22 protein-coding genes and 1 tRNA gene are annotated in these 21,699 nt (G+C 73.3%); 12 read left to right on the plus strand and 11 right to left on the minus strand.

The window, feature by feature from the left end:
- Window position 1: 1 nt before the first annotated feature.
- From fabF to aceE, 6 genes are all read right to left on the minus strand, one after another.
- A complete protein-coding gene (gene fabF / locus AC3RKA_RS04500) occupies window positions 2–1,246 on the minus strand; it encodes a beta-ketoacyl-ACP synthase II (RefSeq protein WP_489727564.1) in 1,245 nt (414 codons plus the stop codon).
- Window positions 1,247–1,422: 176 nt separating this feature from the next.
- Window positions 1,423–1,668 (minus strand): acyl carrier protein, encoded by a 246-nt coding sequence (locus tag AC3RKA_RS04505; RefSeq protein ID WP_002858017.1) that lies wholly within the window; start codon window positions 1,666–1,668, stop codon window positions 1,423–1,425.
- Between the two features lie 61 nt (window positions 1,669–1,729).
- The gene (locus tag AC3RKA_RS04510) at window positions 1,730–2,782 is read right to left on the minus strand and encodes a beta-ketoacyl-ACP synthase III (protein ID WP_070709699.1); all 1,053 of its coding nucleotides are present in this window, start codon (window positions 2,780–2,782) and stop codon (window positions 1,730–1,732) included.
- A 32-nt stretch (window positions 2,783–2,814) separates the two neighbouring features.
- A complete protein-coding gene (locus AC3RKA_RS04515; protein ID WP_489727565.1) occupies window positions 2,815–3,738 on the minus strand; it encodes an ACP S-malonyltransferase in 924 nt (307 codons plus the stop codon).
- Between the two features lie 107 nt (window positions 3,739–3,845).
- Complete coding sequence (locus AC3RKA_RS04520; RefSeq protein ID WP_145031810.1) at window positions 3,846–5,048, minus strand: PucR family transcriptional regulator; 1,203 nt, start codon at window positions 5,046–5,048, stop codon at window positions 3,846–3,848.
- Window positions 5,049–5,172: 124 nt separating this feature from the next.
- Window positions 5,173–7,923: a pyruvate dehydrogenase (acetyl-transferring), homodimeric type gene (gene aceE, locus AC3RKA_RS04525; protein ID WP_489727566.1), complete on the minus strand. Its 2,751-nt coding sequence runs from the start codon at window positions 7,921–7,923 to the stop codon at window positions 5,173–5,175.
- Window positions 7,924–8,177: 254 nt separating this feature from the next.
- Between aceE and AC3RKA_RS04530 the strand changes: the two genes are divergently transcribed.
- The 5 genes from AC3RKA_RS04530 (at window position 8,178) to AC3RKA_RS04550 (ending at window position 10,452) form a co-directional block, all read left to right on the plus strand.
- Window positions 8,178–8,609: a DUF3052 domain-containing protein gene (locus AC3RKA_RS04530; protein WP_002853631.1), complete on the plus strand. Its 432-nt coding sequence runs from the start codon at window positions 8,178–8,180 to the stop codon at window positions 8,607–8,609.
- On the plus strand, window positions 8,602–9,108 hold the full coding sequence (locus AC3RKA_RS04535; protein WP_002853630.1) for a redoxin domain-containing protein: 507 nt from the start codon (window positions 8,602–8,604) through the stop codon (window positions 9,106–9,108). The genes AC3RKA_RS04530 and AC3RKA_RS04535 overlap by 8 nt, the downstream gene beginning before the upstream one ends.
- A 15-nt stretch (window positions 9,109–9,123) precedes the next feature.
- Window positions 9,124–9,197, plus strand: a tRNA-Val gene (locus tag AC3RKA_RS04540).
- Window positions 9,198–9,283: 86 nt separating this feature from the next.
- On the plus strand, window positions 9,284–10,111 hold the full coding sequence (locus AC3RKA_RS04545) for an AzlC family ABC transporter permease (RefSeq protein ID WP_232502359.1): 828 nt from the start codon (window positions 9,284–9,286) through the stop codon (window positions 10,109–10,111).
- Entirely contained in the window at window positions 10,108–10,452 is a 345-nt protein-coding gene (locus AC3RKA_RS04550) for an AzlD domain-containing protein (RefSeq protein WP_489727567.1), read from the plus strand. The genes AC3RKA_RS04545 and AC3RKA_RS04550 overlap by 4 nt, the downstream gene beginning before the upstream one ends.
- On the opposite strand, the gene AC3RKA_RS04555 is transcribed toward AC3RKA_RS04550, so the two are convergent.
- Window positions 10,439–11,023 (minus strand): hypothetical protein, encoded by a 585-nt coding sequence (locus AC3RKA_RS04555; protein WP_036334037.1) that lies wholly within the window; start codon window positions 11,021–11,023, stop codon window positions 10,439–10,441. The genes AC3RKA_RS04550 and AC3RKA_RS04555 overlap by 14 nt on opposite strands.
- Before the next feature lie 138 nt (window positions 11,024–11,161).
- Between AC3RKA_RS04555 and AC3RKA_RS04560 the strand changes: the two genes are divergently transcribed.
- From AC3RKA_RS04560 to AC3RKA_RS04575, 4 genes are all read left to right on the plus strand, one after another.
- Window positions 11,162–11,662, plus strand: a complete 501-nt coding sequence (locus AC3RKA_RS04560) for a hypothetical protein (RefSeq protein ID WP_002856848.1) — start codon at window positions 11,162–11,164, stop codon at window positions 11,660–11,662.
- A gap of 204 nt (window positions 11,663–11,866) precedes the next feature.
- Window positions 11,867–12,781 (plus strand): polyphosphate kinase 2, encoded by a 915-nt coding sequence (gene ppk2, locus AC3RKA_RS04565; RefSeq protein WP_002856845.1) that lies wholly within the window; start codon window positions 11,867–11,869, stop codon window positions 12,779–12,781.
- 79 nt (window positions 12,782–12,860) lie between these two features.
- The gene (gndA, locus tag AC3RKA_RS04570; RefSeq protein WP_002856844.1) at window positions 12,861–14,423 is read left to right on the plus strand and encodes an NADP-dependent phosphogluconate dehydrogenase; all 1,563 of its coding nucleotides are present in this window, start codon (window positions 12,861–12,863) and stop codon (window positions 14,421–14,423) included.
- 138 nt (window positions 14,424–14,561) lie between these two features.
- Entirely contained in the window at window positions 14,562–15,731 is a 1,170-nt protein-coding gene (locus AC3RKA_RS04575; protein WP_002856842.1) for a M14 family zinc carboxypeptidase, read from the plus strand.
- A 46-nt stretch (window positions 15,732–15,777) separates the two neighbouring features.
- Here the strand turns inward: AC3RKA_RS04575 and epsC are convergent, their stop codons facing one another.
- The 3 genes from epsC to msrA all read right to left on the minus strand — a co-directional run bounded on the left by epsC (window position 15,778) and on the right by msrA (window position 18,011).
- Window positions 15,778–16,365: a serine O-acetyltransferase EpsC gene (epsC, locus tag AC3RKA_RS04580; RefSeq protein ID WP_002856840.1), complete on the minus strand. Its 588-nt coding sequence runs from the start codon at window positions 16,363–16,365 to the stop codon at window positions 15,778–15,780.
- A gap of 43 nt (window positions 16,366–16,408) precedes the next feature.
- A complete protein-coding gene (gene cysK, locus AC3RKA_RS04585; RefSeq protein ID WP_002856838.1) occupies window positions 16,409–17,344 on the minus strand; it encodes a cysteine synthase A in 936 nt (311 codons plus the stop codon).
- Window positions 17,345–17,429: 85 nt separating this feature from the next.
- Window positions 17,430–18,011, minus strand: coding sequence for a peptide-methionine (S)-S-oxide reductase MsrA (gene msrA, locus AC3RKA_RS04590; protein WP_002856836.1), 582 nt, complete (start codon window positions 18,009–18,011; stop codon window positions 17,430–17,432).
- A 113-nt stretch (window positions 18,012–18,124) separates the two neighbouring features.
- Here msrA and AC3RKA_RS04595 point away from each other — a divergent pair, with 113 nt between their 5' ends.
- The 3 genes from AC3RKA_RS04595 to AC3RKA_RS04605 all read left to right on the plus strand — a co-directional run bounded on the left by AC3RKA_RS04595 (window position 18,125) and on the right by AC3RKA_RS04605 (window position 20,853).
- A complete protein-coding gene (locus AC3RKA_RS04595) occupies window positions 18,125–19,051 on the plus strand; it encodes a Nif3-like dinuclear metal center hexameric protein (protein WP_002856834.1) in 927 nt (308 codons plus the stop codon).
- Window positions 19,048–19,782: a zinc ribbon domain-containing protein gene (locus AC3RKA_RS04600; RefSeq protein WP_002856832.1), complete on the plus strand. Its 735-nt coding sequence runs from the start codon at window positions 19,048–19,050 to the stop codon at window positions 19,780–19,782. The genes AC3RKA_RS04595 and AC3RKA_RS04600 overlap by 4 nt, the downstream gene beginning before the upstream one ends.
- Window positions 19,783–19,863: 81 nt before the next feature.
- Window positions 19,864–20,853, plus strand: a complete 990-nt coding sequence (locus AC3RKA_RS04605; protein WP_002856830.1) for a reverse transcriptase-like protein — start codon at window positions 19,864–19,866, stop codon at window positions 20,851–20,853.
- Window positions 20,854–20,887: 34 nt separating this feature from the next.
- On the opposite strand, the gene AC3RKA_RS04610 is transcribed toward AC3RKA_RS04605, so the two are convergent.
- The gene (locus AC3RKA_RS04610; RefSeq protein WP_002856828.1) at window positions 20,888–21,685 is read right to left on the minus strand and encodes a YaaA family protein; all 798 of its coding nucleotides are present in this window, start codon (window positions 21,683–21,685) and stop codon (window positions 20,888–20,890) included.
- Between the last annotated feature and the right edge of the window lie 14 nt (window positions 21,686–21,699).

The following is a 21,699-nucleotide window of genomic DNA, read 5'->3' on the forward strand; positions in this document are numbered from 1 at the left end:
CTCAGACGCTGCGGAACACGGCCACCGCGTTGTGGCCGCCGAAGCCGAACGAGTTCTTCACGGCCACCCGCGGCCCCTCGGGCAGGCGGGCGGGGGAGCCGGTGACCACGTTCAGCGGGATCTCCGGGTCCTGGTGGTCCAGGTTGATGGTCACGGGCGCCTGGCCGTGGTGGACGGCGAGCACGGACAGGATCGACTCGATCGCACCCGAGGCGCCCAGCAGGTGGCCGGTCTGGGACTTCGTGGCCGAGACCTGCACCTGGTCCAGGTGGTCGCCGAACACGGCCCGCATGGCCAGGTACTCCGGGGCGTCGCCCTTGGGCGTGGAGGTCGCGTGGGCGTTCACGTGGCACACGTCCTCGGGGGCGATGTCGGCCGACCTCAGGGCGGCGCGCATCGCACGGGTCGCGCCCAGGCCCTCGGGCTCGGGCGCGGTGATGTGGTGGGAGTCGGAGCTGACGCCCGCGCCGGCCAGCTCGGCGTACACGCGGGCGCCGCGGGCCTTCGCGTGCTCCTCCGACTCGATCACCATGACGCCGGCGCCCTCGCCGAGGACGAAGCCGTCGCGGTCCACGTCGTAGGGGCGGGACGCGGCCTGCGGGTCGTCGTTGCGCTTGGACAGGGCCTGCATCGCGGCGAATGCGGCCATCGGCAGCGGGTGCACGGCGGCCTCGGCGGCGCCGCAGATCACGACGTCGGCCTGGCCGGAGCGGATGAGCAGCAGCGCGGTCTCGAGCGCCTCGGTGCCGGCGGCGCACGCGGACACCACGGTGCGGGCGCCGGCGCGGGCGCCGAACTCGAGGGAGAGCGCGCCGGCGGCGCCGTTGGGCATGAGCATCGGGACGGTCATGGGCAGCACGCGGCGCGGGCCGCGCTCGCGCAGGGTGTCCCAGCCGTCCAGGAGGGTCCACACGCCGCCGATGCCGGTGCCGAAGGCCACGGCGAGCCGGTCGCCGTCGACCTCCGCGCTCTCGAGGCCGGCGTCCTTCCAGGCCTCGCGCGCGGCGACGGTCGCCATCTGGGTGGCCGGGTCCTGGCGCTTCTGCTCCACCTTGGAGAGGACCTCGGAGGTGGGCACGGCCAGCTCGGCCGCGAAGGTGACGGGCAGCTCGTACTTCTCCACCCAGTCGTGCTCCATGGTGCGTGCACCGGAGACGCCCTGCAGGGCGTGGGACCAGAAGGTGGGCACGTCGCCGCCGATGGGCGTGGTGGCGCCGAGGCCGGTGATCACTGCGGTGCGGGTCATGGGTCTGCTGCCTCTGGGTCTCGAGTGGGGATCGGGCGGAGGGGTGTCGTCGGCACGACGCGCGGCGCTCGCCGGGGTGCCGGAAGTCGGGGGTGTCGGGGGCCGGGGGCGCTCACGCGCCCCCGGCGCTCACCGAGGGGACGGGACGGGCCGGGCCCGCCGCCGTCGCGGGCCGATCAGGCCTGGGCGCCGTCGATGAAGTCGACGGCGTCCTGGACGGTCTTGAGGTTCTTGACCTCCTCGTCCGGGATCTTCACGCCGAACTTGTCCTCGGCGTTGACCACGATGGTCATCATCGAGATCGAGTCGATGTCCAGATCGTCCGTGAAGGACTTCTCCGGCTGCACCTCGGCGGCGTCGAGGCCGGTCTCCTCGTTCACGATCTCGGCGAGGCCGGCGAGGATCTCTTCCTTGGAAGCCATGGGGCGTCTCCTTCGGTAGGGGTGTGGGGTGTACGTGGACAGTGAATCAGACGGCGCCGCCTCAGGGGAGGCGGACCACCTGGGCGCCGTAGACCAGCCCGGCGCCGAAGCCGATCTGCAGGGCCAGGCCGCCGGAGAGCTCGGGGTTCTCCTCCAGCAGCCGGTGCATGGCCAGCGGGATGGACGCGGCCGACGTGTTGCCGGCGTCCGCGATGTCCCGGGCCACGACGACGGACTCCGGCAGCTTCAGCTGCTTGGCGAACTCGTCGATGATCCGCATGTTGGCCTGGTGCGGGATGAACGCGGCGAGGTCCTCGGGCTCCACGCCCGCGGCGTCGAGGGCCTCGCGGGCCACCTTCGCCATCGACCACACGGCCCAGCGGAAGACGGAGGGCCCGTCCTGGCGCAGCGTCGGCCAGAGCATCCCCTCCGCGCCGGTGATCGCCGAGGCGTCGCCCGTGGTGCGGGCGTGCTCCACGGCATCGCGCAGCTCCAGCTGCGAGTGCGTCATGGAGATCGTGGACCAGCGCTCCCCGTCCGAGCCCCACACCGAGGGGGAGATGCCCGGCTCGTCCGAGGCCGAGACGATCACGGCGCCCGCGCCGTCGCCCAGCAGGAAGGAGATGGAGCGGTCCGTGGGATCCACGACGTCGGAGAGGCGCTCGACGCCGACCACGAGCACGTGCCGCGCGGTGCCGGAGCGCACGAGGGCGTCGGCCTGGGCCACGCCGTAGCAGTAGCCGGCGCACGCGGCGGAGACGTCGTAGGCGGGCGCCGGGGTGGCGCCGATCTCGTGCGCCACGAGGGCCGCGGCCGAGGGGGTGGCGTGCGGGAAGGTGACGGTCGAGACGATCACGGCGTCCAGGTCCGAGCCCTGCAGGCCGGCCCGCTCGAGGGCCTCCCGGGCGGCGCCCACGGCCATGACGGGCACGGTCTCCTCCGCCGTGGCGCGCTGGCGCGTGACGATGCCGGTGCGCTGGCGGATCCACTCGTCCGACGAGTCGATGGGGCCGATGAGGTCCTCGTTCGGGACCAGGTTCGCCGGGCGGTAGGCGCCCACGGCCACGATGCGGCTGGCCGCGGGGCGCTCGTGCTGCTTCAGGGTGACGGTCATGGTGCCTCTCTCTGCCGGGCGGTGCGCGGGGTTCAGGCCGAGTGCTCGGCCAGGAACGCCCGCGCGGCGTCCAGGTCCTCGGGGGTCTTCACGGCGAGCTGCGCGGTGCCCTTGAGGCCGCGCTTGGCCAGTCCGGTCAGTGTGCCACCGGGCAGCAGCTCCAGGATCCCCGTGACCTGCCGCGCGGCCATGGTCGCCATGCACAGGTCCCAGCGGACCGGGCGGGTGACCTGGTCCACGATCCGGGCGAGCACGTCCGTGCCGGACTCGACGGCCTCGCCGCCCCGGTTGGACAGCAGGGGCAGGCGCGGGTCCGAGGGGGAGAGGCCCGCGACGTGGGCCGCGAGGTCGTCCACGGCGGGGCGCATGTGCTCCGTGTGGAACGCACCGGCCACCTTGAGCGGGATCACGCGGGCGCGGGCGGGGGCGGACTCGGCGAGCGCGCCGAGGGCCTCCGCGGTGCCGGCGGCGACGATCTGGCCGGCGCCGTTGACATTGGCGGGCGTCAGGCCCGCCGCCTCGATGGCCGCGAGGACCTCGTCCTGGTCCCCGCCCACGACGGCGGCCATGCCCGTGGGCGTGGCCGCGGCGGCCCGGGCCATGCCGGTGGCGCGCACGCGCACCAGGGAGAGGGCCTCGGCGGGGGACAGCACGCCGGTGACGGCGGCCGCGGTGATCTCGCCCACGGAGTGGCCGGCCACGACGGTCGACTCCGGTGCGGCGGCGTCCGCCTCGAGGGCCGCGGCGGCCACCAGGCCGGCCGCCACGATCAGCGGCTGGGCGACGGCGGTGTCCTTGATGGTCTCCTCGTCCGACTCGGTGCCGTGGCGGATCAGGTCCACGCCCGCGGCATCGGAGAGGGATGCGAGCAGGTCGCGGGTCCCGTCCAGCTCGAGCCAGGGGGCGAGGAAGCCGGGCGTCTGGGACCCCTGTCCGGGGCACACGATGGCAAGCATTCCTCCATCGTGTCAGGATCGGCCGCCATCCCGGGCAGATCGCGCCACGAAGCACGGCGAGTCGGTTTGGAGGGTTTCTACAAGTGGGGGGTGTGTGTCGCGCCGGCTCAGTCCGACCCGGCCCCGTTCGTCGGCCGCGCCCCCGCGAGCCGGCCCAGGGTGATCGCGGTCTGCAGGACGTATGCGTCGCGGGGGACCAGCGGGTCCCAGCCGGTCACCTCGGCCACCCGCTTGAGGCGGTACCGCACGGTGTTCGCGTGGACGAACAGCTCGCGGGCCGTGCCCTCGAGCGAGTGGCCCAGCGCACCGTACGCGTCCACGGTCTCCAGCAGGGAGGTGCCGGCGTCGGCCAGGGGTGTGAACACCCCGTCCACGAGGGCCTCCCGGGCCGTGGGGTCGCCCAGCAGCGCCCGCTCGGGCAGCAGGTCCTCCGCCGGGGTGGGCCGGCTCGCCCGGGGATGGGCGGCCGCCGCGCTGAGCCCGGCGAGGGTGTGCCGGGCCGAGACGTGCGCCGAGACCAGCGAGTCCACGACGGGTCCCACGATCACCGGTCCCGGCGCGAACCAGGGCGCGAGCGCCTCGCCCACCGCCCGCGCGTCCCGCACCGAGCCGACCACGAGGACGAGCCGTTCGGACTGCACGCCCACGAGCAGGTCACAGTCGAGCCTCGCCGCGGCCCGCCGCAGGTCCGGGATGAACGCGGGCTTGTCCTGCCCCGGGGCGAGACCGGCCATGACCATCACGTCGTGGTCCCCACGCCAGCCCAGCGCCGTGGCCCGATGCCGGATCTCGTCCGGGTCCTGCCCGCGCAGCACCGCGTCCAGCAGGACCGACTCGAGCCGCGAGTCCATCGCACCGCGCATCTCCGCGGCCCGGGCGTAGACGTCTGCGAGTGCGAACGCGACCTCGCGCGAGTAGTGGAGGATGTGCTCCCGGACGGGCGCCTGGTCGCGCTCGGCCAGCAGCTCCGGCACCCGCGTCTCGACGACGTCCACCATCGTCCGGATGAGCTGGAGGGCTCGCTGCAGCGAGATCGCCCGGGTGAGATCGGTGGGCGCGGGCCCGAAGACGTCCTGCAGGACGTGGCCTGTGGAGGTGGGCCGCTCGAACCACGAGAGGAAGCCCTGCAGGGCGCGCTGGGCCACGAGCCCGAGGGCGCTGCGCTCGTCCGGGGTGAGTCGGCGGTACCACGGCAGGGTGGCGTCCAACCGCTGCAGCACCGCCGTGTTCAGGGCCCCCAGGTGGCTCCTGAGGCGGGCCAGCCCGTCGGTGCTCACGGGGCGAGGGGCGGCGGGGCGGGGCTCGGGCATGCGCTTCATCCTAGGCGCGTGTTGTGGGGTTCCTACAGCGACGACGCCGGCCGCCCGCCTCCATGGCGGAGGTGGGCGGCCGGCGTCGGGACGGGAGGGCGTCAGCCTCCCGACGGCGTACGGGTCAGGCGTCGCCGCCCGCGCTGCCGGTGGTGCCGGCGTTGACGTCGTCCAGGCGGTACTTCTCGTGCGCCTTCGCGGCCGTGCCCCGCTCGACCTCGCCCTCCTCCTCGAGGAGCTGCAGCGCGCGGACCACCATCGAGTGGGTGTCGATGAGGAAGTACCGACGGGCGGCGGCGCGGGTGTCCGCGAAGCCGAACTCGTCGGCGCCGAGCGCCGAGAAGCGGTTCGGCACGAACGGGCGGATCTGGTTCGTCCACGAGGTGGAGTAGTCCGAGGTGGCCACGATCGGGCCCTCGGCCCCCTGCAGCGCCTGCGTCACGTAGGGCACGCGCGGGGTGGCGGACGGGTCCTTCAGGGCGTCCTTCTCCGCCGCGACGGCGTCGCGGTACAGCTCGTTGTAGGAGGTCACCGACCACACGGAGGCGTTCACGCCCCACTCCTCGGAGAGGATCCGCTGGGCGTCGAGCGCCCACGGCACGGAGACGCCGGAGCCCAGGAGCTGGACCTTCGGGCCGTCGCCCTGGCCCTCGGAGAGGCGGTAGATGCCCTTGAGCAGGCCCTCCACGTCGAGGCCCTCGGGCTCCTCGATGTGGGTGATCGGCTCGTTGTACACCGTGAGGTAGTAGATGACGTTGCGGACGTCGTCCCCGCGGTCGTGGTCGCCGTACATGTCCTCCAGGCCCTGGCGCACGATGTGGGCGATCTCGTACGAGTACGCCGGGTCGTAGTGCTTCACGGCCGGATTCGTGGACGCCAGGACGGGGGAGTGACCGTCCATGTGCTGGGTGCCCTCGCCGGCGAGGGTGGTGCGCCCGGCGGTGGCACCGATCATGAAGCCGCGCGCGAGCTGGTCGCCTGCGGCCCAGATGTTGTCCGCGGTCCGCTGGAAGCCGAACATCGAGTAGAAGATGTAGACCGGGATCATCGGCTCGCCGTGCGTGGAGTACGCCGTGCCGATCGCGTTGAACGCCGCGGTGGCGCCGTCCTCGTTGATGCCGACGTGGTAGATCTTCCCCTGCGGGGACTCCTTGTAGGACAGGAACAGGTCCCGGTCCACGGACAGGTAGTTCTGGCCCTTGGGGTTGTAGATCTTCGCGGTCGGGAAGAACGAGTCCATGCCGAAGGTGCGGGCCTCGTCCGGGATGATCGGCACGAAGCGCGGTCCCATGTTCTTGTCCCGCATCAGGTCCTTGAGCAGGCGCACGAACGCCATGGTCGTGGCGGCCTGCTGCTTGCCCGATCCCTTGCGGGCCTGCTTGTACGCGGACTCCGGGGGCAGCGGGATCGCGTGGTAGTCGCTGCGCCGCTCCGGCACGAAGCCGCCCAGCTCCTTGCGCCGCTCCATCATGTACGTGATCTCCGGCGCGTCGGCACCCGGGTGGTAGTACGGGATGTTGTACGGGTCCTTCTCGATCTGCTCGTCCGAGATCGGGATGCGGTGGCGGTCCCGGAACACCTTGAGGTCGTCCACCGTCAGCTTCTTCATCTGGTGGGTGGCGTTGCGGCCTTCGAAGGACTTGCCCAGGCCGTAGCCCTTGATGGTGTGGGCCAGGATCACGGTGGGCTGGCCCTTGTGCTCCATGGCGGCCTTGTAGGCGGCGTAGACCTTCTTGTAGTCGTGGCCGCCGCGCTTGAGGCCCCAGATCTCGTCGTCGGTCATGTCCGCCACCATCTCCTTGGTGACGGAGGACCGGCCGAAGAAGTGGTCGCGCACGAAGCCGCCGGACTCGGCCTTGTAGGTCTGGTAGTCGCCGTCGAGCGTCTCGTTCATGATGCGCACGAGCTCGCCCTCGTCGTCGACCTCGAGCAGCGGATCCCACTCGCGGCCCCACAGGACCTTGATGACGTTCCAGCCGGCGCCCCGGAAGTAGGACTCCAGCTCCTGGACGATCTTGCCGTTGCCGCGCACCGGCCCGTCGAGACGCTGCAGGTTGCAGTTGATGACGAAGGTGAGGTTGTCGAGCTTGTCGTTGGCCGCGATGTGCAGCTGGCCGCGCGACTCGGGCTCGTCCATCTCGCCGTCGCCGAGGAAGGCCCACACGTGCTGGTCGGAGGTGTCCTTGATGCCGTTGTTGTGCAGGTACCGGTTGGTCTGCGCCTGGAAGATGGCGTTCATCGGCCCCAGGCCCATGGACACGGTGGGGTACTGCCAGAAGTGCGGCATCATCCGCGGGTGCGGGTAGGAGGGCAGGGCGTGGCCCTGGCGGGACTTCTCCTGGCGGAAGCCGTCGAGGTCCTGCTCGGTCAGGCGGCCCTCGAGGAACGCGCGGGCGTAGTTGCCCGGCGAGGAGTGGCCCTGGAAGAAGATGTGGTCGCCGCCGCCCGGGTGGTCCTGGCCGCGGAAGAAGTGGTTCAGGCCCACCTCGTAGAGGGTCGCCTGGCCCGCGTAGGAGGAGATGTGGCCGCCGACGCCGACGGCGTCGCGCTGGGCGCGCTGCACGAGGGCCATGGCGTTCCAGCGCAGGTAGTTTCGGTAGCGGCGCTCGAGCTCCTCGTCGCCCGGGTACTCCGGCTCCTGGTCCGCCGGGATCGTGTTCACGTAGTCCGTGGTGGTCACGTAGGGCAGGGCGACGGACTGGGCGCTCGCGCGCTGCATGAGGGAGCGCATGATGTACTGCGCCCGCTCCGTGCCGCGCTCCTCGATGAGTCCGTCGAGGGACTCGATCCACTCCGACGTCTCCTGCGGATCCTTGTCCGGGAGCTGGTCGGTCAGACCGCTGCGGATCTGCGAGCTCTCTTCGGCTGCGCTCACGGTGCCTCCTGGTTCTCGTGCGGAGGGGTGCTCCGCGGTGGGCTGCGGGCAGACGATCCGGTCCGGGCCCGCGACGCCGAGCCGGGCGCGTCGCCCGGAGAGTGCGTCTGTTCCTCCCCAGAGTAGACCGCAGCCGCCGCGTCCGCCCGGCCGGAGGCCCCGGAACGGCGGCGTCCACGGCGTATGGTGGTCATCATCACCCGCTCGACGGCGCGGGCCGCAGTGCCCGCCACCATCAAGGAGGACCGGACACTATGCAGGCTGGGTCGACGCCGACCTCGACGGACAGCGCCCTGCTGGCGGAGCTCGCCCTCTCGAGGGGCGACCTGGTGCAGGAGTGGGGGTACGACGACGACGTCGACTTCACCTTCCGCGACGCGCTCGAGGACGCGCTCGGCGAGGAGCTGCTGACCGAGGACGACCAGGAGCCGGCGGACGCGGTCCTCTTCTGGTGGCGCGCAGACGACGGCGACGTCACCGATCTCGCGGACGCCCTCGTGGACGCCCAGCGCTCCCTCGATGCCGGCCCCGTCTGGATCATGACCCCCCGCAAGGGTCGCGCCGGCCATGTCAGCCCGGCGGACGTCGCCGAGGCCGCCTCCACCGCGGGCCTGCACGCCACCACCGGGGCCGGCGCCTCCGAGGACTGGGCCGCTCAGAAACTCGTCCAGAAGCGCGGTGGCTGAGCCCCCGTCCGGCGGGACGCGGGGCGCCGACGTCGTCCCCGCGCTGCGTGACGACCACGGCCAGAGGTGGCCGTGGCCGCCGACGCGCGGGCCCGAGGACGCCGCCGCGCCGCGGGGCACGTGGCTCGTCTTCCTGCCCGGGGCGTTCACGCCGGTGTGCACGGACGAGCTCGGCTGGATTGGGGCGCTCGCCGAGGACGTGGCGGTCGACGAGGTGGCTGTCCGCGTGGTCGCGTGTGACGCCGCCCCCGTGCTGCGCCGCGTCCGCGAGGAGCTGGCACTGCCGGAGCCGCTCACCCTGCTCTCCGATTTCTGGCCCCACGGCGCGGCCTGCCGTGCCCTCGACGTCTTCGATGCGGAGACCGGGCGGCCCCGCCGCGTCTCCGTGCTGCTCGACGCGGACGGGGTCGAGGCCGCACGCGTGGTCGCCGCCCCGGGTCGGGCACGCGCCCGGGGCGAGCACGAGGCGGCGACGCGCGACCTGCTCGCTCACCGGTAGCCTGGACGGACACCGGCACCTGTAGCTCAGTTGGTCAGAGCATCTCGTTTACACCGAGAGGGTCGGGGGTTCGAGTCCCTCCGGGTGCACCGATCGTGGGGCCATGACATGGCGTGACGCCCTGACCTGTCATGTCGCCGGCCCGCCGAGCGCGTGTGAGACCATGCTCACCATCATGAGCTCCTCGCCAGAGTCCTCGCGCGTCCCCGTTCCGCCCTCGCGGTGGGCCGAGGTGCGCTCCGGCGTCGCCGTGACGCTGGGCGCCGGCCTCGGCCTGTTCCCGCTGGGGATGGCCTTCGGGATGCTCGTGGTCCAGGCCGGGCTGCCCGCGTGGGTCGCACCCCTGTTCTCCGTGGTCGTGTTCGCCGGGTCCGTCGAGCTGCTGCTCGTCTCGCTGGTGGTGGCGGGCACGCCGCTGCTCACGATCGCCGTGACGGTGTTCCTGGTGAACTTCCGCCACGTGTTCTATGCGTTCAGCTTCCCGCTGCGCGTGGTCCGGGGGCGCCTCGCGCGGATCTATTCGATGGGTGCCCTGATCGACGAGGCCTACGCCATCGCCGCGGCCCAGCCCCGCGGCTGGACCGGCCCCCGACTGGTGGCGATGCAGGTCGCGCTGCAGGCGTACTGGGTGCTCGGGGGCCTCGCCGGGGTGGCCGTGGCCTGGCTGCTGCCCGGGCCGGTGGAGGGCCTGGAGTTCGCGCTGGTCGCCCTCTTCATCGTGCTCGCCATGGACGCCGCCCGCACACGCGCCCAGCTGCCCCTCGTGCTGGCGGCCGCGGTCGCCGTCGGGGTGGCCCTGCTGGTGGCACCGGCACAGGTGCTCGTCGTCGCCTTCGCCCTCTACGCCGCGGTGCTGATCGCGTTCCACGTGCTCGCCGCGCGCGGAACCGCCCTGCCGCTGCCCGAGCCCATGCCCGTCACCGGACCGGTGCCCGTCGTCGCCGTGGCGGGGGAGCGGGCCGTCACGGATGCCGCGCCAGACGCCGAGGAGGACCCCCGATGACCGGCGCCGCGTACCTGGTGGCCGTGGCCGTCGTCGCGGGCCTCGTGACCTTCTGCCTGCGCGCGGTGCCGTTCGCCCTGCAGCAGCCGCTGCGGGAATCCGTGCTCGCGGCGCGGCTGGCGGTGTGGATGCCCGCTGGCGTGCTGACCATCCTGGCCCTGGTGATGCTGCTCGACGCCGCGGCGTTGGCCCCCGGAGAGCCCGTGGACGGGACGCGGGTGGCCCACGCGCTGATCGCGGCGGCGGTGACCGTCGTCGTGCATCTGCTGGCCGGGCGGCGGACCCTGGTCTCGATCGCGGCCGGCACGCTGGCGTACGTGCTGTTGGTCAACCTGGCCTGACCGGCGGCGGGGCGGGTTCGCCCAGGCGTTCGGCCCACGCGCGGGTCGCCGCGGCGAGGCGCCGGCCGTAGGCGGTGACCCCGTCGGCCAGCGTCCCGGCGTTGTAGAGCGTCCCCGCCCGGGCGATCCCCTCCGCGGAGAGGTCGCCGCCCAGGTGCCCGCGCAGGACCTCCAATCCGAAGACCAGGTTGTCCTCCAGCTCCCACAGGCGGAGGCCGCGCTCCGCCGCCTGCGCGAAGTACGGCGGCCACGTGATCTGCGCGGGCCCCACGCCGTTGGACTTCTCACCCTGCGCCACCCGGGCCACGAGCTCCTCGTAGCGCTCCCGGGTCACGGGGATGTCCGTCCCGCGCGGGGCGCTGTGCACACCGCCGGCGTCGTGGCCGAAGACGTTCCGGCCACCGGACTCGAGCTCGGCCAGGGCCGCCGCCACCGCGAGGGGAACGTCCGCTCGGCGTGCGGCGGCCACGATCGCCGCGGCGTGGTCGAGGTGTCGGCCGAGCGTCGCCGTCGGGTCGGACGGGCGGTCGCGGGCGGAGCGGCGGGTGAGGAGGTCGCGGAGCAGGCCCATCGGCCCACCCTCCCGCATCCCGGGTTGAGTTGTCGCGGGTGACGGGCCCGCGCACCCGCGACAACTCAACCCGGGATGCGGGGCAGGGGCCGGGCGGCGGCGCGTCGTCGGCGTCCGGGGCGCACTAGGGTGGAGCGCATGTCCGCGACCCCCCTCGGCTTCTGGAAGCTGCCCGCACGTCCCGACGGCGCCGCCCGTCACCTCGCCGTCATCACCGGGGGCGAGGCGCAGCAGACCATGCTCTTCCTCCAGGACGGGCAATGGTCCATCCTCGCCCTCTTCCAGGACGAGCTGGCCGGCAAGGCCGCCGCCCGCACCCTGGACGCGCTCCTGCAGTCCGTCACCTGTCTGCGCATGGGCGGCCGTGACGTCCTCGACGGTGCCGACACCCCGAGGCCCGGTATCGAGTGGGCCGGCTACGACCGCGAGTTCGAGGAGACCGACGTGGCCGAGCAGCGCGACGTCGAGCCACGCGGCCGGATCTGGATCCTCCCGGCCACGGACGGCGCATCCGTCGGCCTCAAGCTTCCCGGGCACCGCCGGTACGACGACGCCGTCGCCCAGTTCGCCGACGTCGACGCGGCGCGTGCCGCCGCCGCGGCGATCGACGAGCTCCTGGGTGTCGGCCCGCGCGGCTGAGTCGGCCGGCCCTCGCCGGCCCGGGGCCGCGAGCGTTCGCCTCCCAGGGTTCACCTGCTGTTCACCCGGCTGCGCTGCCGGGCCCGGCTTCCTCGTCCGCCGCCCGCCCATAATGGTGGGAAGAGCACAGGCCGCGGCCCGCCTCCGTCGTACCGAGGAGGGGACGGGCGGGCACGGTGACGCACCCAGTGAAGGAGACGGTCCATGGAGCTGCTGCAGCCCGACGCCCCCCGCGAGAACCTGCGCGAGTTCATCGACAAGCTGCGCGACGGCGGCTACACCGTCTCGGACGGTCACACCAACGATCCCGACCTGATCGATCCGCAGGGCCGTGCCGTGGAGACGTGGAAGGAGGACTACCCGTACGAGACGCGCATGACGCGCGAGGAGTACGAGCTGGAGAAGTACCGCCTGCAGATCGAACTGCTCAAGCTGCAGTACTGGGGCGAGGACACCGGCCAGCGCCACATCATCGTCTTCGAGGGCCGCGACGCCGCCGGCAAGGGCGGCACCATCAAGCGCTTCACCGAGCACCTGAACCCCCGCACCGCCCGCGTCGTGGCCCTCAACAAGCCCTCGGACCGCGAGCTCGGCCAGTGGTACTTCCAGCGCTACATCCAGCACTTCCCCACGGCGGGCGAGATCGTGCTGTTCGACCGCTCGTGGTACAACCGCGCCGGCGTCGAGCGCGTGATGGGCTTCGCCACGGACGAGCAGTACCGCCGCTTCATGAACCAGGTACCGCTGTTCGAGAAGATGCTCGTGGACGACGGCATCCACCTCACCAAGTTCTGGTTCTCCGTCACGCAGACCGAGCAGCGCACGCGCTTCGCGATCCGCCAGATCGACCCGGTCCGCCAGTGGAAGCTCTCGCCCATGGACCTCGAGTCCCTGGACCGCTGGGAGGCCTACACGGAGGCCAAGGAGGCCATGTTCCTCCACACGGACACGGACCACGCCCCGTGGATCTCCATCCGCTCCAACGACAAGAAGCGGGCCCGCCTCAACGCGATGCGCTACTTCCTGTCCCAGTTCGAGTACGAGGGCAAGGACCACGAGGTCGTCGGCACCCCGGACCCGCTGATCGTGCGCCGCGGCCGCGACGCCGTGGGGGACTGACCGCGGTCGACGTAGGCTGGGGGCGGGTCCGTGTCCGGCACGGCCCGTCCCACCGTCCGAGCCACAGGAGGCCCCCGCGATGACCGAGCAGACCACCACCGTCCCCGTCGGCGCCGCCGACATCGGCGTCACGGGCCTGGCGGTGATGGGCGCGAACCTCGCGCGCAACTTCGCCCGCCACGGCTACACGGTGGCCCTGCACAACCGCAGCCGGGCCCGCACGGACCAGCTCGTGGCCGAGCACGGCGACGAGGGCGCGTTCGTGGCGACGGAGACGCTCGCCGAGCTCGTGCAGTCCCTCGCCGTGCCGCGCCGGGTGCTCATCATGGTCAAGGCGGGCGCCCCCGTGGACGCCGTCATCGACCAGCTCGTCCCCCTGCTGGAGGAGGGCGACATCGTCATCGACGCCGGCAACTCCCACTACGAGGACACCCGCCGCCGCGAGGCGGCCCTCGCCGAGAAGGGCCTGCACTTCGTGGGCGTCGGCGTCTCCGGCGGCGAGGAGGGTGCCCTGCACGGTCCGGCGATCATGCCCGGCGGTCCGGAGAAGTCCTACGAGGCCCTCGGCCCGATGCTCGAGAAGATCTCCGCGCAGTTCGAGGGGGAGCCGTGCTGCGCCTGGGTCGGCACGGACGGCGCCGGCCACTACGTGAAGATGGTCCACAACGGCATCGAGTACGCGGACATGCAGGTCATCGGCGAGGCCTACGACCTGCTGCGTCGCGTGGGCGGCCTCGAGCCCGCCGAGCAGGCCGAGGTGTTCACGGCGTGGAACCAGACCGACCTGGCCTCCTACCTCATCGAGATCACGGCCGAGGTGCTCGCCCAGGTGGACGCGGCCACGGGCCGCCCGCTCGTGGACGTGATCGTGGACGAGGCCGGGCAGAAGGGCACCGGCCGCTGGACCGCGATCTCGGGTCTCGACGTCGGCTCCCCGGTGGCCGCGATCGCCGAGTCCGTCTTCGCCCGCTCGCTGTCCTCTCAGCGCGCGGTGCGCGAGGTCGCCCGTGAGACCCTCGCGGCCGGCGTCGACGAGGAGGCGCAGCGCGCCCCGCAGGACACCGACACGTTCGTGGAGGACGTGCGCCAGGCGCTGTTCGCCTCCAAGCTCGTGGCCTACGCGCAGGGCATGGACATGCTCGCCGCCGCGGCCGAGGAGTACGGCTGGTCGCTGGACCTGGGCACCATCGCCTCGCTGTGGCGGGACGGCTGCATCATCCGTGCCGACCTGCTCGACGTGATCATGCAGGCCTTCGGCGGCCGCGACACCTCCCGCCACCCGGCGCCGGGCACCCGCGCCCCCGGCCAGCCGCTCAACCTGCTCTTCGCCCCCGAGTTCGCCCAGGCGATCGCCGAGGCCCTGCCGGCCTGGCGCCGCGTCGTGGGCACCGCCGTCGCTGCGGGCGTGCCGGTGCCGGTGTTCTCCTCGGCCCTGGCGTACTACGACGGCCTGCGGGCCGACCGCCTGCCGGCCGCCCTCGTGCAGGGCCAGCGCGATTTCTTCGGCGCCCACACCTACCTGCGCGTCGACCGCGAGGGCTCGTTCCACACGCTGTGGTCCGGCGACCGCACCGAGGTCGACGGCGAGGGCGTGCCCGTGGTCATGCCGCAGCCGACCGAGGGCGACCCCACGCAGGACTGACCCGGCGGGACGGCCGATTCGCCGCCGATACCGATCCCGCGCCCCGCCGCCCGGGCCTCCGGGTGGTGGGGCTGTGTCGTGGGGCGATGAGACCCCAGACAAGAGTGATGAATCTCACAGGCGTGGTAGCCTCCCGGCATGACCTCGCCCCTCACCTCCTCGTTGTCGCGTCGCTCCGCCCTGAGCGTGCTCGCCTCCGCCGCGGGCCTGCCGCTCGTCGTCGCACCCGCCGCTTCCGCGGCCGGTTCCCTGCCCACCCCGTCCGACACCCCGCCGATGGATGCGATCCGGAACATGGCGGACATGATCCGCGAACTCCACAAGCTTGAGCGCACGACGCGCGGCGAGGTCCGGGTGACCACGCTGGCCGAGATCGGCACCGCCGATTCGCGCTCCGAGCAGGGACGCGAACTGTACGTCGCCGTCGTGGGCCACGGCCCGCGCCATGTGTGGCTGCAGGGTCGGATCCACGGCAACGAGCCCTACGGCCTCGACGCCACGCTGGATGTCCTGGCGACACTCGGCGGCAATGGCTCAGCCACCTACCGTCGGATGCGTGAGGAGTTCACGGTCCACGTGATCCCGATGTACAACCCGGACGGCTCCGAGGCGAACAGCCGGACGACCACGCTCTGGGACCGCACCGCCGACTCCCCGCTGCTCGACGAGCGCGGGCGTCCGCGCACCGTGGACCTGAACCGCGACTGGGGCGTGGGGCGGTTCGAGGCCCGCGAGTCCCGCGCCTGGTACGAGTACTGGACGATGGTCAAGCCCGAGTTCGCGCTGGACATCCACCACCAGGGGCTCAAGCAGGACTGGGAGACCGGCAAGGATGTCACGCTCTCGCTCGGCGTCTCGCTCGCCCCCGGCGGCCCCACCCTGCCGAACGTCCGCGGGGGCGAGTACGACCGCCTGGCCCGCCAGATGGCCGGCCACGTCTGGCTCGCCACGCGGCACCGCGGACACATCGCCACCGACCGCTACGACGTCGGCGAGAACACGGTGATCGACATCCGCGGCGGCGTGGTCTCGGCCATGATGCTGGGCCTGGACTGGAACGGCCTGAACCCCACCGGGCACTCGAACGTGGCGATCTTCTTCGAGACCTCCGGGAACACGCGGGACGGCAGCATCGGCCAGAAGGCGCGGGGCAAGCTCGTCCAGCAGAACATCCTGGCCGTCACCGCCGCCCTGGACGGCATGGCCACGGGCGCGGTCCGAGCCACGGACCCCGAGGTCTGGGAGCAGATCCCGCACACCCCGGTGCAGTACTACTTCACAGACTACGCAGGCATCATCCCCGCCTGAGCGGCCCGCACGTCTGCTCCGGCGGCGACCCGGCGGGACCCGGCCCTCAGATCCAGAGGGCCGGGTCCACGTATTCCGCGGGGTCCACGAGCGGCTTGCCCTCGGCCGGGCCCTTGCGCGGGCGGACGGTGGCCGGCACGCCGGTGGCGATCGCGTCGGCGGGGGTGTCCTTCACGACGACGGCGTTGGCGCCCACCGCCGTTCCCTCCCCGATCTCGACGGGTCCGAGGATCTTGGCGCCGGCCCCCACCACGACGCCGTCGCGCAGCGTGGGGTGCCGCTTCACCTTGGCCAGGGAGCGGCCGCCGAGGGTGACCCCGTGGTACAGCATCACGTCGTCGCCGATCTCCGCGGTCTCGCCGATCACGACGCCCATGCCGTGGTCGATGAAGAACCGACGACCGATCGACGCGCCGGGGTGGATCTCGATGCCCGTGGCCGCGCGCGTGACCTGCGAGAGCACGCGGGCGGGCATCTTCAACCGGTCGTGCCGCCACATCCGGTGCGCGACGCGGTGCGCCCACACGGCGTGCAGACCCGAGTAGACGAGGGCCACCTCGAGGTCACCGCGCGCCGCCGGGTCATGGGTGCGGACGGTCGCGATGTCTTCCTTGATGCGGGAGAACAGTCCCACGGGCGGCCCCTTCGGGTCGGTGCGGTCGGTGAGCGGGCGGCGGTCAGCCGCGGATGTCCTCGAAGAGGGCGGTGGAGATGTAGCGCTCGCCGAAGTCACACACGATGGCGACGATCAGCTTGCCCTCGGACTCGGGCTTGGCGGCCTCCTTGAGGGCGGCCGAGATGATCGCGCCGGTGGAGATGCCGCCGAGGATGCCCTCCTCGGTCCCGAGCCGACGGGCGGTCTCGATGGACTCCTCGAAGGTGGCCGGGTAGACCTCGTCGTAGAGGTCGGTGTCCAGGATCTCGGGCACGAAGTTCGCGCCGATGCCCTGGATCTTGTGGGGGCCGGCCTGGCCGCCGGAGAGGATGGGGGAGTCGGCCGGCTCGACGGCGATGAGCTTCACGTCCGGCTTCTGCTCGCGCAGGTACCGGCCCGCGCCCGTGATGGTGCCGCCGGTGCCGACGCCGGCGATGAACACATCCACGGCGCCCTCGGACGCGTCCCAGATCTCCGGGCCGGTGCCCGTGTAGTGGGCCTGGATGTTGGCCTGGTTCGCGAACTGCTGGGCCCAGATGGAGTTCGGGGTGCTGCGGACGATCTCCTGGGCGCGCTCGAGGGCGCCGCGCATGCCGTCTGCACCGGGGGTCAGCACGATCTCGGCGCCGAATGCCTTGAGCATCACGCGGCGCTCGGTGGACATGGTCTCAGGCATGGTCAGGATCACGCGGTAGCCGCGCGCCGCGCCGACCATGGCCAGGGCGATGCCGGTGTTGCCCGAGGTGCCCTCCACGATGGTGCCGCCGGGGGTCAGCTCGCCGGCTGCCTCCGCGGCGTCGACGATGGCGGTGCCGATGCGGTCCTTCACCGAGTTGGCCGGGTTGTAGAACTCGACCTTCACGGCGACGTCGCCGGGCAGGTCCTTCGCGAGGCGGTTCAGCCGGACCAGGGGCGTGTTGCCGACCGCCTGGGTGATGTCGTCAAGGATGCGGGCCATGGTGATACCTCCGGTGGTGGTGCGCCTCGGGGCGCGGGCGATCTAGTGGGTGTTCCTGCGTCAGGCTATCGAGCCGCGGCGGCGCTCAGGCGTCTACGAGCCACGCGGAGTAGTTCCGGCGCACCTTCGCGAGCTTCGGATCGATGACCACACGGCAGTATCCGTTGGAACGGCGCCGCGCATAGAAGTCCTGGTGGATGTCCTCGGCCGGGTGCCACGCGGACGCCGGCTCGACGCGTGTGACGATGGGGCTGTCATAGTTCGCCTGTGCCCGGGCGATCTCGTCCGCGAAGAACCGGGCCTCGGCCTCGTCGTGGGCGAAGACGGCGGAGCGGTACTGGGTGCCGACGTCGGCCCCCTGGCGGTTCAACGACGTGGGGTCGTGGCCGGTGAAGAACAGGTCCATGATCACCTCGGGCGGCACGACGGCGGCGTCGAAGCGTACACGGACCGCCTCGGCGTGGCCGGTGGTCCCGGTGCACACGGACTCGTAGCTCGGGGCGGGGTCGTCGCCTCCGGTGTAGCCGGACTCGACGGCGAGCACGCCCCGCACGCGACGGTAGACGGCGTCGAGGCACCAGAAGCAGCCGCCCGCGAGCGTCAGCTCGCGGATGTCGGCAGGCGCGCCGGAGGCGCCGAGGGGCTCGGTACGGGGGGAGTCGGTCATGGCAGGCACAGCAACGCGGCCCGCGCTTTTCATTCCCGACGACGCCGCCCCGTTCCGTCACCCAGGGCCGCCGGGTCGTGCGTGCCCGGGCCGGGTGGGCCATCATGGCCGGTATGACCGTGTCCCGTTCCGCTGTCCCCGCCTCGCCGGAGCACGCCCTGCACCCGCCGACGCTCGGGCACGTCCTCGAGGTCGTCCAGGGGCTGTGGCCGCGGGAACTGGCGGAGCCGTGGGACGCCGTCGGGCCGGTGGCCGGGCGCCCGGAGGCGCCGGTGCGGACCGTCCTGTGGGCGCTGGACCCCGTGCAGGCCGTGGCCGACGAGGCCGTCGCCCGCGGGGCCGACCTCGTGGTCACCCACCACCCGCTCCTGCTGCGCGGGACCTCGTCCGTCGCCGCCGTCGGGCATGCCGCCGCCAAGGGACGCCTGCTGCACACCCTGATCGAGCACCGCATCGCCCTGCTCGCGGCGCACACCAACGCCGACGCCGTCGTGGGCGGCGTCTCGGACGTGCTGGCCCGTGCCGTCGGCGTCACCGGAGCGCTCTCGCCCCTGACGACCTCCGCCGCCGGCACCGGGGCCGAAGGCATCGGCCGGGTGGGCGACCTGCCCGAGGAGACCGACCTGGCCGCCTTCGCCCGCGCCGTGCACGCGGCGCTGCCCGCCACGGCCGGCGGCGTGCGCGTGGCGGGCGACCCCGCCCAGCGCATCCGCCGCGTCGCCGTGTGCGGCGGCGCCGGAGACAGCCTCTTCGACGCGGTCCGCGCGTCCGGCGCGGACGTCTACGTGACCGCCGATCTGCGCCACCACCCGGCCTCGGAGGCCCGGGAGACGGCGGTGTCGGGGGATGGACGTCCCGCGCTCGTGGACGTCTCGCACTGGGCGAGCGAGTCCCTGTGGCTCGAGCACGGCGCCCGCGCCCTGGAGGCCGCCCTGGCGGAGCGGGGACTGGGCGTCACCACCCTGTTCTCAGATCACCGCAGCGACCCCTGGGACTTCCTGGTCGGGGGAGAGCGGGCCGACGAGGGGAGTCACGCATGAGTGAGGTCACCGCACCGCCGGCCGTCCAGGCCCGGCTGCTGGAGCTGCAGGAGCTCGACACGGCCCTGGACCAGGCCCGCGCCGCCGTCCGTCAGCTCAAGGCGGACCCGGAGCACGCCCGGCTGCGCGCCCGTGCGCAGGAGTTCGAGGAGGCGCTGCCCGGTCTGCAGGACGCCGCCCGCACCGCCGACCGGGCGGGGGCCGAGGCCACCGAGAAGGCCGCCGCCACCCGCGCCCGTCGGGACCGGACCCGGGAGCGGCTCGAAACGGGCCAGGGCGGGCCCAAGGAGCTGCAGGCCATGCAGCACGAGGACGACACGCTCACCGCACTGCTCGACGACCACGAGGCCGCGGCCCTCGAGGCCATGGAGGCCGCCGACGCCGCCGAGTCCCGGCTCTCGAGGGGCCACGCCGCTCTGGAGCGGGCGCGGGCCGAGGTCGAGGCCCGCGCGGCGGAGGTGCGCCGCGAGGGGCAGGCCGTGACCCAGCGTGGCCGGGACCTCATCCAGCGCCGGGCGGCGTTGGCCGCGGAGTTCCCCGCGTCGTTGCTGGCCCTGTACGAGCAGGCGCGGGAGCGCAACGGCGGCATCGGCGCGGCCCGGCTCGTCGGGAACCGGTCCGCGGCCGCGGGCACGGAGCTGTCGCCCGCGGAGGTCGCGCGCATCCGGGCCCTCCCGCCGGCCGCCGTCGCCCGTTGCCCCGAGTCCGGCGCCATCCTCATCCGGGACTGACCCCGGGCCCCGCCCCCGGCGCGATCAGTAGAGTGGGGGGCCGCGTCGGACGGCGCGACCACGGACACGAGGAGGCGCACGGTGAGCGGACGAGTCCTGCAGGTGGAGGCCGACGGCGGGTCGCGGGGCAACCCCGGCGTCGCCGGCTATGGCGCCCTGGTGCGCGACCCGGCCACGGGCGAGATCCTCCGGACCGACGCCGCCCCGTTGGGGAAGGCGTCGAACAACGTGGCCGAGTACTCCGGGCTCGTGGCCGGGCTGCGGATGGCCCGAGACCTCGACCCCGAGGCGCGGGTGCACGTGCTGATGGACTCCAAGCTCGTGGTGGAGCAGATGTCCGGGCGGTGGAAGATCAAGCACGAGGACATGCGGCGCCTCGCGGCCGAGGCCCGGTCCGTGCTGCCCCCCGAGCGCGTCACCTACGAATGGATCCCGCGCAACCGGAACAAGGACGCCGACCGCCTCTCCAACGAGGCCATGGACGCCGGCGCGCGGGGCGAGCAGTGGGACGCCGGCGCCTCCGAGGTGCCCGTTGCGGCCCCCGCGGAGGCGTCCGCGACCTCCGCGTCGGCGGTGGCCGAGTCCAGCCTCGACGCCGATGCGGACGTCCGGGCCGTGGAGGCGGACGGGCCCGACGCCGTCGCGTCGCCGGAGGATGCGACCCCGGCGCCCGCGCCCACGGGTCGGCTGCACCACGTGGAGATCTGGGTCGCCGACCTCGCGGCGGCCGAGACGAGCCTCGGCTGGCTGTTCGGTGAGCTCGGCTACGTGCCCGGCCAGGGGTGGGCCGAGGGCCGGACGTACCAGGGCGCGGGGGAGTACCTCGTGCTCGAGGCCGGGCCCGACGTCGCCGGGGGCGCCCACGAGCGCACCCGCCCGGGCCTGAACCACCTGGCCTTCCGGGCCGGATCGCGCTCCCGCGTGGACGAGCTCACCGCCGCCGCGCGCGGCCGGGGGTTCCGCCTGCTCTTCGAGGACCGCCACCCGCACGCCGGGGGAGCGGACCACTACGCCGCCTACCTCGAGACCGCGGACGGCTTCGAGGTGGAGCTGGTGGCCGTCGAGGACTGAGGCTGCGTCCGGGCAGACCGCGCCTCCTCCGGGATCACCCCTCGGGCAGGATCACCCGCAGCGCGCCGGGCTTCGCGCCGGACGGCCGGGCCAGCTCGACCTCCCAGCCGGGGCCGTCCCCGGCCCGTGCGACCACGTCCGCCACGCGGTCCAGCGTCGAGGTCTCCCGCGCCCCCGCCTCCAGGAGCGCGCGGGCCACGAGGCCGCGGGTGTGCTTGGCGAAGTGCGAGACGACCGTCCGCTCGCCGTCGCGCAGCTGGAACACGTCGACCGCGAGCGTCCGCTCCACCGGTGCCCGCCACTGGGCCGCATAGCCGCCGGAGCGGCAGTCGACGACGGGCCCGCCGTCCCGCGCGGCGAGCGCGTCGAGGGCGGGGGTCATCACGGGGCGCCAGTGCGCGGCCAGCCCGGGCAGCCCCGGCAGCTTCGCGCCGACGGGCAGCCGGAAGGCGGGGATCCGGTCCGCCAGCGCGGTGGCGCCGAACAGCGCGGAGAAGACCAGCACGGACGTGCGGGCGCGGCGCTTCGCCGCCGAGGACAGGGCGGCGTGGTCGAGAGCATCGAAGAGCACCCCCGTGAACACCCGGTGACCGGGCGCGGCAGGGGCCGAGGCCAGGCGCGTGTTCGCCTCGACCTCGCCGGCGAGCGACGCCCCGACGCCGAGGGCCGTTAAGGCATCCGGGGCGGCCGAGACTGCGGCGAGCCGCGTGAGCAGGTCCGCGCGGGCGTCTGTCACCGCGGCGTCATCGGCCAGGGCGAGGGCGTCGAGGTCGAGCGGGGCCCCGGAGCGGGGTGCGGTCTTGCCCTCGGAGGGCGGCAGCAGGATCAGCACCGGGCCAGCCTAGC

It is taken from the genome of Micrococcus sp. iso_229 (genome assembly GCF_058072725.1).